The following is a 13,341-nucleotide window of genomic DNA, read 5'->3' as shown; positions in this document are numbered from 1 at the left end:
GAGAACCCATTGACTGAATCCGCTGCCCTGTCGGTCGTGCTCGCCGGCGGGGGAACTGCCGGGCACATCAGCCCATTGCTAGCCATTGCACGAGCTCTGGTCGAGGCCCGCCCGGACGCCCGGGTGCTTGCCGTCGGAACGGCCGCCGGAATGGAGACCCGCCTTGTTCCTGCGGCCGGTTTCCGGCTGGAAACCATTGAACGGGTGCCCATGCCCCGCCGTCCGTCCGTCGATCTGTTGAAACTGCCGGTCCGTCTGGTCCGAGCCGTGCGGCAGGCGCTGAAGATTATCGACGCGGCGCAGGCTGACGTCGTCGTCGGGGTTGGCGGGTATGTGTCCACGCCGCTCTATCTTGCGGCCTGGATCCGCCGCGTTCCCGTGGCCATCCATGAAGCTAATGCCCGCCCCGGCCTGGCCAACCGGCTTGGCGCGCGTATTGCCCGGAGCGTTGCGGTGGCATTCCGCGGCACCGGACTGCCGGACGAGCAATGGGTGGGCATGCCCATGCGGCGGGAGATTTCCACCCTGGACCGGGCGGCCGCCCGTCGGAAAGCGCGGGTAAGCCTTGGGCTGGACCCGGATCGTGCAACGCTCATCGTGACCGGCGGTTCCTCCGGCGCTGCGAGCATCAACCGGGCGGTCGCCGCAGCGGCGCCAAAAATGGTCGATGACGCAGCGCAGGTACAGGTGCTTCATATCACCGGACGCGGCAAGCAGGTTCCCGGCCCCGACGGCGCGCTCCTTGCTGCCGAGGGGTACCGGCAGGTCGAATATGTGGACGGTATGGAGAATGTCTACTCGGCGGCAGACCTGCTGTTGGCGCGTGCAGGCGCAGCAACCGTCTGTGAAGTTGCGGCAGTCGGGTTGCCCACTGTGTTCGTGCCCTTGCCGCACGGAAACGGTGAGCAGCGGCGAAACGCTTCGGGGCTGGTGGACGCAGGCGCCGCCCTCATGATCGAGGATGCGCAGCTTACTGGTGACTGGCTGCTTACCGAAGCCCTGCCGCTGGTGCAGGACCCTGTGCGTCTCGAGAACATGTCCCGGGCCGCGGCGCCGCTCGGTGTGCGCGACGCGGACGTCCGCATGGCGGAGCTCATCATCGACGCCGCGGGAGGCCGCTCATGAGTGCAGTTATCCAGGATCTCGGCCGGGTCCATTTCATTGGGCTCGGCGGAGCGGGCATGTCCGCTGTGGCGCGGGTCCTCCTCGGCCGCTCAGTAGCGGTGTCAGGGTCCGATGCCGCTGACTCGCGCGGTCTGCAGGCTCTCGCCGCGCTGGGCGCAACGGTGCACGTCGGCCACGAGGGAGCGAACGTCGGTGCCGCAGATACCGTGGTGGTTTCCAGCGCAATCCGGGAGACCAACCCCGAGCTCGTTGAAGCAAAAACGCGCGGCCTGCGCGTCCTGCATCGTTCGGAAGCGCTTGCTGCCGCGATGGACGGGCGGAAAGTGGTTGCTGTTGCCGGCACGCATGGCAAAACCACGACGACGGCGATGATCACCGTCATGCTGCAGGCCGCCGGAACCCGTCCATCGTTTGCGATCGGTGGGGACGTCGCGGCGCTTGGAGTCAACGCTGAATGGGCGGAGGGGGAAGTCTTCGTGGCGGAGGCAGATGAGTCGGACGGCTCTTTCCTCAACTACCGTCCTCACGTTGGCGTTGTCACCAACGTCGAGGCGGATCACCTGGACCACTATGGGTCCGCTGCTGCAGTGTACGAATCGTTCGATCGGTTCGCTGCGCTGCTGCCGGCCGACGCCGGCGTGTTGGTAGCATGCCGTGACGACGACGGCGCTGCCGCCCTGGCGGCGCGAATCGCCGGTTCCCGCCGGGTGCGGACCTACGGCTACTGTGCCGGCGCAGACGTTCGAATCAGCAACACCCGCGCGCTCGGCAGCACGTCGAACAGCGTCCTTTCCTTCTCTATCGATGGACTCGACAGCCAGCAGGAACTCCAGCTGGGGGTGCCTGGGCGGCACAATGTCCTGAATGCGGCAGCGGCGTTCAGCGTCGGGTTGGAGTTGGGCGTGGATCCGGCTGCTGCTGCCGCGGGCCTCGCATCCTTTTCCGGTGCTGCCAGACGGTTCGAGGCTAAGGGTGAAGCAGGCGGTGTGCGCGTCTTCGATGACTACGCCCATCACCCCACGGAGGTGGCGGCCGCGCTGGGCGCTGCCCGGACCGTCGCGGGAGACCACCGCGTGCACGTCCTGTTTCAACCGCACCTTTTCTCCCGCACTCAGGAGTTTGCCAAGGAGTTCGCCGGCGCTCTGTCACTGGCTGATACGGTGCGCGTGCTTGACATCTATGCCGCAAGGGAAGACCCGGTGGAGGGAGTGACGAGCCGGCTCATCAGCGACCGGCTCACGGTTCCGGGCGGGTACGCGCCCGATGCAGACGAGGCACTGCGGGAGATGGTCATTACGGCGCAGAGCGGTGACATCATTCTGACGGTCGGAGCAGGCGACGTTACCCGCTTCGGTCCGCTGCTGGTTGACCTCCTTGCAGGAAAGGGGCATCCACAGTGACAGCACGTCCTCCGCGCAAGCCGGGCAGGGCATCGACGCCGGCCAACACAGCGTCGGGAAATGAAACCATCACCGCCGAGAAGCAGGTGCATCCTCCTCAGTCCAGCAGAATGCGGGGAAGCAGAATATCCGCATCGAAAGAAGCACCTGTTGCCCTGTTGGACCGCGAGGACGACGACGGCACGGTCATTGCTTTTCCGGAACCTCCCGGCCGCCGGCGCAGGAGGTGGTGGCTGACGGGCATCATCTCAACGGTGCTGATCGTCGCGGGCGTAATCGCCTATCTGGTGTTCTCACCGGCGCTTGCAGTACGTTCCCTCGAGGTGCAGGGGAACCAATTGGTACCGGAGGACCAGATTACGGCGGCACTGGAGCCGCTGATGGGAAGGTCTCTGACCCAGATCGGGGACGACGACGTCCGCACACTGCTAGAAGGGTTCGCTCCGATCGAGAATATCTCCGTGGCCGCGGCACCACCGTCCACCCTGAGCGTGACTGTCACGGAGCGCACCCCTGTTGCAATCCTTGAGAGCGGCGGTAAGTACATCCTCATAGACGCAGAAGGCCGGCAGCTCACCACGGTCACTGACAGGAAGTCCGTTGCCTTGCCCCTCATCGACGGAGGTACGAATGCCGTCAACAGTGCGGTCTTCTCGTCAATTACCGATGTCCTTGCCGCCCTGCCCGCAGCTATCCGGGAGCGCCTGGTCCACGCATCGGCAAAGTCAATCGACTCCGTTGAGCTGAAGCTGACGGACGGGAAAACAATTTTCTGGGGGAGTGCCGAGGAGAACGAGGCAAAGGCCCGTGTCATCGCCGCGCTGCTTACTCTTCCGCAGCAGGATGCGCCGGTTAGCGTCTACGACGTAAGCACACCATCGAGGCCGGTAACCCGATGAGTTTTCCGACACGCGGGAGTGGTCATTGCATGCCGGTGGCCGGGCACCTAGCGTCTCAATAAGAAACTACTTGACATAACATTAACTTTCAACCTGAAGGTGAATGTTAGCAAGTTGAAGGTTGGAACCTCCAGCCCATAACCCAACCAGCGCACAGATCGAACAAGGGACACAGGACGTGGCAGCACCGCAGAATTACTTGGCCGTCATCAAGGTCGTCGGCATCGGCGGCGGTGGCGTGAACGCCGTCAACCGAATGATCGAGGTTGGCCTGCGCGGCGTGGAGTTCATCGCCATCAACACTGACGCGCAGGCACTACTCATGAGTGACGCCGATGTGAAGCTCGACGTCGGACGCGAACTCACCCGTGGACTGGGCGCCGGAGCTGATCCGGAAGTGGGCCGGAAGGCGGCCGAAGATCACGCCGAGGAGATTGAGGAAGTCATCCGCGGCGCGGACATGGTGTTCGTGACCGCAGGAGAAGGCGGCGGCACCGGTACCGGAGGCGCACCCGTTGTCGCGCGGATTGCGCGTTCTCTTGGTGCGTTGACCATCGGCGTAGTGACCCGGCCGTTTACGTTCGAAGGTCGCCGGCGCTCCAACCAGGCAGAAACCGGTATCGACACACTTCGAGATGAAGTCGACACCCTGATTGTCATTCCGAATGACCGTCTTCTGTCCATCAGCGACCGCAACGTTTCCATGCTTGACGCGTTCCGCTCAGCGGACCAGGTGCTGCTCTCGGGTGTCCAGGGCATCACGGACCTCATCACCACGCCGGGCCTGATCAACCTCGACTTCGCAGACGTGAAGTCGGTCATGCAGGGCGCAGGTTCGGCTCTCATGGGCATTGGCTCCGCCCGCGGTGAGGATCGTGCAGTCAAGGCAGCGGAACTGGCGATCGCCTCGCCGCTCCTCGAAGCTTCCATCGACGGCGCCCACGGCGTTCTGCTGTCCATTCAGGGCGGATCGGATCTCGGGCTGTTCGAAATCAACGAGGCAGCGCGCCTCGTGCAGGAAGTTGCGCACCCGGAGGCAAACATCATCTTCGGTGCGGTGATCGACGACGCACTGGGAGACGAGGCGCGGGTCACGGTTATCGCAGCAGGTTTCGATCAGGTGGATGCCACGTCGCAACCAGCAGCACCCGCGGCAAAGCCGGCCTCAGCTCCCGCCATCGGGCGCGAGTCCGCACCGGCTCCGCAGACCGTCGCGGCAGGAGCAGGCTACGGTTCGTGGTCGCAGCACTCGTCCAACGGACGAGGCAACGATGTTCCGGGTGATGCCGGGTTCGATGTGGACCTGCCGGCCGTCGTCGAGCCTGACTACTCGACCGGACGTTCCGATGACCTGGACGTTCCCGATTTCCTGAAGTAGCCGTTGTTCTTCTGGACATCGCTCGTAGCGCCCGGTATCCGGGTTGCCTTCACTGATCGTGGCGCGGGAAACCTCGCTCCGCGCATCGGGGGCAACCCGGATGCCGCCGTTCGTTCCAGGCAGGCGCTGGAGCTTGAACTCGGAACTGGCCCTGGTTCACTCCGTTTCATGAACCAGACCCACTCGACCGTCGTAGCAGAGGCAGGATCCCAGGACGTGCCCGAGGCTGATGCCCTGGTGAGCCCGACCGGCACGGACCCACTCGCCGTCCTCGTTGCTGACTGCGTTCCGGTGGTGCTCGTCGGGTCCGCTGCCCGTCATGAACCCGTGACGGCGGTCATCCACGCCGGACGAAGAGGGGTTGAAGGAAACATAGCCGGACGCACAGTTGCTGAACTGCAGCGCCACGGGGCGGAATCCATTTCAGCGTGGATCGGGCCGTCCGTGTGCGGCCGGTGCTACGAGGTGCCGGCGGACATGCGCGAGGAGGTTGCCCAGGCCGTGCCACTGACTCACTGCAGCACACATTGGGGGACACCTTCGCTCAACCTTCCCGCCGGTGTTCGCGGTCAACTCGAGGCACTCGGAGTTTCCGTGCAAGATCTCGGCGGGGGCGGCAATCCGTGCACGCTTGAGAACGAAAGTCTGTTCTCCCACCGTGCCGTCCGGCAGGGTAGGCCGGCGGGCCGTCTGGCAGGGTTGGTGTGGCGGGATGGCTGACACCTCGGGAAGGCGCGCTGAACTGGAGGCCAACCTTCAGCGGGTCAACAAACGGATTGATGACGCGATGGCGGCATGCGGAGGCAGGAACAGACCTACGCTCATTGTCGTGACCAAGTTCTTCCCGCCGCAGGACCTTCTACTGCTCCATGAGCTCGGGGTTCGGGACGTCGGTGAGAACCGCGACCAGGAGGCTGCTGTCAAAGCCCGGGAGGTTCCGGATCCGGAACTGCGCTGGCACTTCATCGGCCAACTGCAGACCAACAAGGCCCGGTCGGTTGTGGGCTACGCCCACTCCGTGCACTCCGTCGACCGCAGCTCCCTGGTGAGCGCTCTGGAAAAGGCGATGGCAGGTCGCGCCGAACACCCTGATTCGCCTGCGGGAGGAACTACGCGCGGCCGTCCTGCAGTGTTGGACTGCTTCGTCCAGGTCAACCTGTCAGCCGAGGGCACCGGTCGCGGAGGAGCTCATCCTTCCGATGCGCTTGAAGTTGCCGCACGGATTCATGACAGCGATCATTTGCGCCTGGCGGGAGTGATGGCCGTTGCGCCGCTTGGCGGGGACCCCCGCGAAGCCTTCAGCCGGCTCGCTGGCCTATCCTCGGAGCTCGTCTCCCGTTATCCGGCGGCAAGCGGCATCTCGGCTGGGATGAGCGGTGACCTTGAACATGCTGTCGCGGCCGGTGCGACACACCTTCGCGTCGGCTCAGATGTCCTCGGTGCCCGCCCGCCCGTGGGGTAGCGTCAACGCTGTAACCGCGGGGAATCTCAGGAGGTGCCTGGGCGGTGTTGAATCACACCTTGCTTTACATTCTGCATGACGGATGCAGGACGAAGGACTGACAGGAGCAACCATGGCTGGCGCACTGCGCAAGACAATGATTTACCTTGGGCTCGCCGACGGTGACGAGCACTACGAGCCCGAGCCAAAGACATCCCACAGCAGGAATGAGGACTACTCCGTGGACTACGACCGTGACGAGCGCCATGTCGAGGCCGCGCCGGCAGCAAAGGCGGCTCCGGATGAGTATCGCGCTCCGGTCACGCCTATCAAGCGGGCGCAGTCTGCACGCGAGGACGCTTCATCGCTTCGCCAGATCACCACGGTGCACCCGCGCTCCTACAATGACGCGAAGATCATCGGAGAAAGCTTCCGCGACGGCATTCCTGTGATCATGAACGTCACGGACATGGGCGAGGGAGACGCCAAGCGGCTGGTGGACTTCTCGGCCGGACTCGTCTTCGGCCTTCATGGGTCGATCGAGCGTGTCACCAACAAGGTATTCCTGCTATCGCCGTCCTACATCGAGGTCCTCGGGGAGGATCAGAAGACCAGCGACGGTCAAGCGAGTTTCTTCAATCAAAGCTGACACTGTTTACTGGTACTCGTAACTATTCCGTTCATGCCAGAGGACTGTGACTGACACGTGAGCTTGGTCTTCGCCCTGATCTACCTGGTGCTGATGCTGTTCCAGCTCGCGCTGATCATTCGTATTGTTTATGACGCCGTTCAAATGTTTGCCCGTAATTGGCGCCCCAGACGGCTGGCGCTTGTTCTTGCATCCATGGTGTACGCGGTGACAGATCCGCCTATCCGGCTTTTTCGCCGGCTCATCCCGCCGCTCCGGTTGGGTGGCGTTTCGCTCGACCTCGCATTCATCGTGGTGTTTCTGGGGGCTACTATCCTCAAGGCAATTGCAGGTTCATTGGCAACGGCTTGATCCGGTTAGTTTTCGAGACCTAAAAGATATACGCTGAATCACATATTGGTGTGAAGCAGGAGGTTTTGCCTCCACAAGCATGTCCACAATTCGGTAACGTTGTCAGGTCTGCTCGACAGGCGGCTTCGACTAAATCCATATGAGGTGACCAGATGGCCCTGACGCCAGAAGATGTTGTCAACAAGCGGTTTCAGCCCACCAAGTTCCGTGAAGGCTATGACCAGGACGAGGTGGACGACTTCCTCGACGAGATCGTCGTGGAATTGCGTCGTCTGAACCAGGAAAACGACGACCTTCGCCGCCAGCTCTCGGAAGTTTCCACGGGCACAGCGCAGAACGCCGCCGTCCCTGCTCCGGTGGCCGCCAGCACCGCTACCGAAGAGGTCCGCGAGGAGGAAAAGCCTGAGGAGCCCAAGGTGGAGGCACCGAAGGCTGAGGAGCGCCCGGCTGCCCAGCCGGTTGCCGCCGCTGCACCTGTCCAGCAGGGCGGCACCGCGGAGTCTGCGGCGGGTGTCCTCGCGATGGCGCAGAAGCTTCATGACGAGTACGTCAACGCCGGCGTTGAGCAGCGCGACAAAATCATCGCCGAAGCGCAGATCGAAGCCAGTGGCCTCGTCAATGACGCTCAGGAAAAGAGCCGGAAGGTACTCGGCGCGCTGGAGCAGCAGAAAGCAGTCCTCGAGCGCAAGGTCGAGCAGCTGCGTAGCTTCGAGCGTGACTACCGGTCCCGTCTCAAGGCATACATCGAAGGTCAGCTCCGGGACCTTGATTCCCGCGGTTCCGTTGCATCTGAAACTGCAGACGCCTAAGCAGGATCCAAAGCTCACGAGGCCAGTCGCCGGTTTATCCGGCGGCTGGCCTCTGCCGTACCCTGAATAGAGAGCCAAGCGTCCACTGCCGCCTCTTCGGCGCGTACAACTGAAAGCACCATGACCGAGCATCCTTCCGTCTCAGGCCCCGATTCGGGCCGGTCGCACCGCAAGCACGGCAAACGCATCGGAGCCCGCTACGCGCTGCTTCTGGTTGCATTCGCACTGGTCGCCTACATCATCGATCAGCTGACCAAAATCTGGGTCGTTTCCACCATGGTGGAGGGTCAGATCACCGAGGTGCTGCCGCCCGTGCTGAGCTGGCATTTCATTCGCAATTCCGGGGCGGCGTTTTCCATCGGAACAGAGATTACTTGGGTCTTCACCATCATTCAGGCCCTCGTATCCATAGCGATCATCACGCAGATCGGTAAGGTCGCTTCAAAAGGCTGGGCTGTTGCACTGGGATTGGTATTGGGCGGCGCCGTCGGGAACCTCACGGACCGGTTGTTTCGTGAGCCCACATTTGGTCAGGGGCATGTCGTCGACTTCATCGCGCTGCCGAATTTCGCTATTTTCAACATCGCCGACATCGCCGTGGTCAGTGGAGTCATTCTCATTTGTCTGCTGACACTGCGGGGCATCGGCATGGACGGCCTACGCAGCAACGAGGAGCGGGAGGACCCGGACACTGCCGAGGTGGTGGATGATGAGCGTCCGTAGTACTACGTTCGACATTCCGGAGCCGGCTGCGGGTCAACGCATCGATGCGGTGTTGGCAGGGTTGACCGGGGTATCCCGTTCGGTCGCTGCCGGATGGTGCAGCGGGGGGAACGTCACCATGGACGGTGCACCCGTCCAGAAGTCAACCCGTGCCGTCGCGGGCGGATCACTCACCGTCGTTGTACCGGAGAAAATTGATCCCTTGCGGATCGTGGCCGAGCCGGTTGACGGAATGGGCATCCTTTTTGACGACGATGACCTGGTCGTCATCGATAAGCCGGTGGGAGTTGCGGCTCACCCGTCCCCTGGATGGGTGGGACCCACTGTCGTGGGAGCGCTGGCGGCTGCCGGGTACCGGATTTCCACGACCGGTGCACCTGAGCGGGTAGGTATAGTCCACAGACTCGACGTTGGGACCTCCGGAGCGATGGTGGTTGCCAAGAGTGAGCATGCCTATACCGTGCTCAAGCAGGCTTTCCGGGATCGGACCGTAGACAAGCAGTATCACGCGCTGGTCCAGGGGCTACCGGATCCGCTCCAGGGAACTATCGAGGCGCCCATCGGCCGCCACCCGGCGCACGACTGGAAGTTCGCCGTCATGGAGGACGGCCGTCCATCGGTGACCCACTACGCAGTGGAGGAAGCGTTCGGGAAGGCAAGTCTCGTCAAGGTCCGCCTGGAGACCGGGCGTACGCATCAGATCCGCGTGCATTTCTCCGCTCTGCGCCACCCATGCGCCGGTGACCTGACGTATGGGGCGGACCCCCGGCTGGCGGCGGAGCTCGGACTCACCCGGCAATGGCTGCACGCCAGCATGCTTTCGTTTGACCATCCGCGCAGCGGCGAACGGGTAGCCGTTGAAAGCGGGTTCCCCATGGACCTGCAGTATGCACTCGATGCGCTGACCGGCGGAACGGTCTGAGACCGACACCCGCTTGCAGGCGCGCGGGAAGCGTCCCCGGCGCTCGCTAGAATGAGTTGGTGGTTTCCTCAGCTCCGTCCTCATCCCCAGTGGCCCCGGCTTCGTCGCGGGACTCCTTCGTCCACCTTCACAACCACACCGAGTACTCGATGCTCGATGGCGCTGCCCGCCTGAGTGATCTCTTCAGCCATACGGCGGAGCTTGGCATGAACGCGTTGGCCACGACCGACCACGGGTTCGTGTTTGGGGCCTTCGACTTTTGGAACAAGGCCCGTGATGCGGGAGTGAAGCCGATTGTCGGAGTCGAGGCCTATCTGACGCCCGGCACCGCCCGTGCGGACAAGACTCGTGTCAAGTGGGGAGGAGGCGGACGCGATGACGTATCGGGTGCGGGCGCGTACACCCACATGACCCTGTGGTCGGAAACCACCGAGGGCATGCACAATCTCTTCCGGATGTCCTCGCTGGCTTCGCTGGAGGGCTATCTGTACAAGCCGCGCATGGACCGCGACCTGCTGCAGACCTACGGCAAAGGGCTGATTGCAACCACCGGTTGCCCCTCGGGAGAAGTCCAGACAAAGCTGCGCCTCGGCCTGTACCGGGAGGCAGTTCAGGCGGCATCCGACTTCCGCGACATCTTCGGTCGCGAAAATTTCTTCTGTGAACTCATGGACCATGGGTTGGATATTGAGCGGAACGTCCAGGCGGACCTCATCAAGCTCGCCCGTGAACTGGGCCTTCCCCTCGTGGCCACCAATGACCTCCACTACACCCATGCAGAGGATGCCAAGGCGCACGCGGCGCTGCTGTGCGTGCAGTCCGGTTCCACCATGGCGGACCCCAAGCGCTTCAAGTTCGACGCCGATGAGTTCTACCTCAAGTCGCCGGCCGAGATGCGGGCAATTTTCCGTGACTTCCCTGAGGCTTGCGACAACACGCTGCTTATTGCCGAGCGGTGTGACGTCGAGTTCAACACCAAGGCGAACTACATGCCGCGCTTTCCGGTTCCCGAGGGTGAGAACGAGCAGTCCTGGTTCGTTAAGGAAGTCGAGACGGGCCTGCAGTACCGCTACCCGGCCGGCGTACCCGACGACGTCCGCAAGCAGGCGGAGTTTGAGGTCGGCGTCATCACGCAGATGGGCTTCCCGGGCTACTTCCTGGTTGTGGCCGACTTCATCAACTGGGCCAAGAACAACGGCATCCGGGTGGGTCCCGGGCGCGGATCCGGTGCCGGTTCCATGGTGGCGTACGCCATGCGCATCACGGACCTGGACCCCCTGAAGCACGGCCTCATCTTCGAGCGGTTCCTCAACCCCGAGCGCGTCTCCATGCCGGACTTCGACGTGGACTTTGACGATCGCCGCCGCTCCGAGGTCATCCGGTACGTAACTGAAAAGTATGGCGACGAGCGCGTCGCCATGATCGTCACTTACGGCACCATCAAGGCCAAGCAGGCACTCAAGGACTCCTCGCGTGTGATGGGCTATCCGTTCTCCACGGGGGAGCGCCTCACCAAGGCCATGCCGCCGGACGTCATGGGCAAGGGGCTCGCATTGGCGGACGTGCACAACAAGGACGCCAAGCGGTTCTCGGAGGCGGAGGAACTGCGGGAACTCCTGAAGACCGATGCCGAGTCTGCGAAGGTATTCGAGACAGCCCTGGGACTGGAGGGGCTGAAACGCCAGTGGGGTGTGCACGCGGCCGGGGTCATCATGTCCTCCGACCCGCTGATCGACATCATTCCGATCATGCGTCGTGATCAGGACGGCCAGATCATCACGCAGTTCGATTACCCCACGTGCGAGGGTCTCGGCCTGATCAAAATGGATTTCCTCGGTCTGAGGAACCTGACGATCATCACCGACGCCGTTGAGAACATCAAGGCCAACCAGGGCGAGGACCTCGTTCTGGAAGACCTCGAACTCGACGACCGGGAGTCTTATGAGCTGCTGGCGCGTGGCGACACCCTTGGCGTCTTCCAGCTCGACGGCGGGCCCATGCGCTCGCTTCTGAAGCTCATGCGCCCCGACAACTTCGAAGACATTTCAGCGGTCCTCGCTCTCTACCGCCCTGGTCCCATGGGCGTGAATTCACATACGAACTATGCCCTGCGCAAAAACGGAATGCAGGAGATCGAGCCGATCCACCCAGAACTCGAGGGACCACTGGAGGAGATTCTCGGCGGCACCTACGGCCTGATCGTGTACCAGGAGCAAGTTATGTCGGCCGCACAGAAGCTGGCGAACTTCACATTGGGCCAGGCGGATATGCTGCGCCGCGCCATGGGCAAGAAGAAGAAGTCCGAGCTGGACAAGCAGCAAGCGGACTTCTTCGCCGGAATGAAGGCCAACGGTTATTCACAGTCGGCTATGGACAAGCTCTGGATCGTGCTTGAGTCATTCTCCGACTACGCCTTCAACAAGGCTCATACCGCGGCGTACGGACTGGTGTCCTACTGGACCGCGTTCCTCAAGGCGCACTACCCTGCCGAATACATGGCGGCACTGCTGACCAGTGTCGGCGATGACAAGGACAAGCTGGCCATCTACCTCAACGAGTGCCGACGGATGGGCATTACAGTGCTGCCCCCGGACGTCAACGAGTCGAGCGTCAACTTCACTCCGGTCGGGACTGATATCCGCTTCGGGATGGGCGCAATTCGCAACGTCGGCGCAAACGTGGTCGGCGGGATGGTGGCTGCTCGGGAGGAGAAGGGTGCGTTTGAATCCTTCTCCGACTTCCTGCAGAAGGTGCCCGCCGTCGTCTGCAATAAGCGGACGATCGAGTCGCTCATCAAGGCCGGTGCCTTCGACTCTCTGGGTCATCCCCGCCGCGCACTGGCGATGATCCACGAGGAAGCCGTGGATTCCGTCGTCGTGCTCAAGCGTAATGAAGCCGCCAACCAGTTCGATCTCTTCAGCGCCTTCGATGATCCGGGCGTCGGAACCGGGCTTTCGGTCGAGGTTCCGGACCTGCCGGAATGGGCAAAAAAGGACAAGCTCGCTTTCGAGCGGGACATGCTGGGCCTCTACGTATCCGACCATCCCCTCCAGGGCCTGGAAGGCTTGCTCAGCCAACATGCTGATTCCGCCATCACCTCCATTATCGGCGAAGACGGCCCGGCCGACGGCGCCCCCGTGACCATTGCCGGAATGATCACCTCTCTCCAGCGCCGCATCGCCAAGAATAGCGGAAACGCCTACGCCAGGGCCGAAATTGAAGATCTTGGCGGATCGATGGAAGTGATGTTCTTCGGGCAGGTCTACGGACCGATCGCGTCGGTACTCGAGGAGGATTTAATCGTGGTGGTTCGCGGACGCCTGCAACGGCGCGACGACGGCGCGGTCACCCTCAACGCCCAGGAACTTTCCGTTCCGGATCTAACGGAGGGCCACTCCGGCCCGGTGGTCATTTCCATGCTTCACCACAGGGCTACCGAACCCGTAATCCATGAACTCGGCTCAGTGCTGAGACAGCACCGGGGCAACTCCGAGGTGCGGCTGCATGTCCGTAAGGAACGCCAGATGTCAGTGCTATCGCTGCCGGTTGACCTTCGGGTCAACCCGACGCCGGCGTTGTTCGGGGACCTCAAGGTGCTTCTTGGACCAACGTGCCTCGATGCATGAGTTCCGACAGATTGGGAA

Annotated in this window: 12 protein-coding genes; all 12 read left to right on the top strand. The window is 62.7% G+C overall.

The window, feature by feature from the left end; all coding sequences use genetic code 11:
• Window positions 1-9 precede the first annotated feature (9 nt).
• The 12 genes from murG to dnaE all read left to right on the top strand — a co-directional run bounded on the left by murG (window position 10) and on the right by dnaE (window position 13,323).
• Window positions 10-1,125: an undecaprenyldiphospho-muramoylpentapeptide beta-N-acetylglucosaminyltransferase gene (gene murG / locus P4U43_RS05520; RefSeq protein ID WP_277357821.1), complete on the top strand. Its 1,116-nt coding sequence runs from the start codon at window positions 10-12 to the stop codon at window positions 1,123-1,125.
• The gene (murC, locus tag P4U43_RS05515) at window positions 1,122-2,525 is read left to right on the top strand and encodes a UDP-N-acetylmuramate--L-alanine ligase (protein WP_277357820.1); all 1,404 of its coding nucleotides are present in this window, start codon (window positions 1,122-1,124) and stop codon (window positions 2,523-2,525) included. Before murG ends, murC begins: the two co-directional genes overlap by 4 nt.
• Window positions 2,522-3,424, top strand: a complete 903-nt coding sequence (locus tag P4U43_RS05510; protein WP_277357819.1) for a cell division protein FtsQ/DivIB — start codon at window positions 2,522-2,524, stop codon at window positions 3,422-3,424. The genes murC and P4U43_RS05510 overlap by 4 nt, the downstream gene beginning before the upstream one ends.
• 178 nt (window positions 3,425-3,602) lie before the next feature.
• Complete coding sequence (ftsZ, locus tag P4U43_RS05505; RefSeq protein WP_056547145.1) at window positions 3,603-4,802, top strand: cell division protein FtsZ; 1,200 nt, start codon at window positions 3,603-3,605, stop codon at window positions 4,800-4,802.
• Between the two features lie 3 nt (window positions 4,803-4,805).
• Window positions 4,806-5,522: a polyphenol oxidase family protein gene (locus P4U43_RS05500; RefSeq protein WP_277357818.1), complete on the top strand. Its 717-nt coding sequence runs from the start codon at window positions 4,806-4,808 to the stop codon at window positions 5,520-5,522.
• The gene (locus P4U43_RS05495) at window positions 5,515-6,264 is read left to right on the top strand and encodes a YggS family pyridoxal phosphate-dependent enzyme (protein ID WP_277357817.1); all 750 of its coding nucleotides are present in this window, start codon (window positions 5,515-5,517) and stop codon (window positions 6,262-6,264) included. Before P4U43_RS05500 ends, P4U43_RS05495 begins: the two co-directional genes overlap by 8 nt.
• Window positions 6,265-6,376: 112 nt before the next feature.
• Window positions 6,377-6,892 (top strand): cell division protein SepF, encoded by a 516-nt coding sequence (locus tag P4U43_RS05490; RefSeq protein ID WP_056547770.1) that lies wholly within the window; start codon window positions 6,377-6,379, stop codon window positions 6,890-6,892.
• 57 nt (window positions 6,893-6,949) lie between these two features.
• On the top strand, window positions 6,950-7,243 hold the full coding sequence (locus tag P4U43_RS05485; protein ID WP_056547155.1) for a YggT family protein: 294 nt from the start codon (window positions 6,950-6,952) through the stop codon (window positions 7,241-7,243).
• 152 nt (window positions 7,244-7,395) lie between these two features.
• Window positions 7,396-8,052 (top strand): DivIVA domain-containing protein, encoded by a 657-nt coding sequence (locus P4U43_RS05480; protein WP_056547157.1) that lies wholly within the window; start codon window positions 7,396-7,398, stop codon window positions 8,050-8,052.
• Window positions 8,053-8,172: 120 nt separating this feature from the next.
• Window positions 8,173-8,775: a signal peptidase II gene (gene lspA, locus P4U43_RS05475; protein ID WP_277357816.1), complete on the top strand. Its 603-nt coding sequence runs from the start codon at window positions 8,173-8,175 to the stop codon at window positions 8,773-8,775.
• Window positions 8,759-9,697: an RluA family pseudouridine synthase gene (locus P4U43_RS05470; RefSeq protein ID WP_277357815.1), complete on the top strand. Its 939-nt coding sequence runs from the start codon at window positions 8,759-8,761 to the stop codon at window positions 9,695-9,697. Before lspA ends, P4U43_RS05470 begins: the two co-directional genes overlap by 17 nt.
• Before the next feature lie 56 nt (window positions 9,698-9,753).
• Window positions 9,754-13,323, top strand: coding sequence for a DNA polymerase III subunit alpha (gene dnaE, locus P4U43_RS05465; protein ID WP_277357814.1), 3,570 nt, complete (start codon window positions 9,754-9,756; stop codon window positions 13,321-13,323).
• Window positions 13,324-13,341 lie beyond the last annotated feature (18 nt).

Origin of the sequence: Arthrobacter vasquezii, from assembly GCF_029455255.1 — a bacterium.
GTDB lineage: Bacteria > Actinomycetota > Actinomycetes > Actinomycetales > Micrococcaceae > Arthrobacter_D > Arthrobacter_D parietis.
Note: the sequence above shows the minus strand (reverse complement) of the source record. Positions and strands in the feature narration are given on the sequence as shown.

Excerpts from the sequence above, each read along its gene's own strand:
- murC (WP_277357820.1), top strand. The coding sequence starts at position 1,122 with ATGAGTGCAGTTATCCAGGATCTCGGCCGGGTCCATTTCATTGGGCTC.
- P4U43_RS05495 (WP_277357817.1), top strand. The coding sequence starts at position 5,515 with ATGGCTGACACCTCGGGAAGGCGCGCTGAACTGGAGGCCAACCTTCAG.
- P4U43_RS05490 (WP_056547770.1), top strand. The coding sequence starts at position 6,377 with ATGGCTGGCGCACTGCGCAAGACAATGATTTACCTTGGGCTCGCCGAC.
- P4U43_RS05480 (WP_056547157.1), top strand. The coding sequence starts at position 7,396 with ATGGCCCTGACGCCAGAAGATGTTGTCAACAAGCGGTTTCAGCCCACC.
- lspA (WP_277357816.1), top strand. The coding sequence starts at position 8,173 with ATGACCGAGCATCCTTCCGTCTCAGGCCCCGATTCGGGCCGGTCGCAC.
- P4U43_RS05470 (WP_277357815.1), top strand. The coding sequence starts at position 8,759 with ATGATGAGCGTCCGTAGTACTACGTTCGACATTCCGGAGCCGGCTGCG.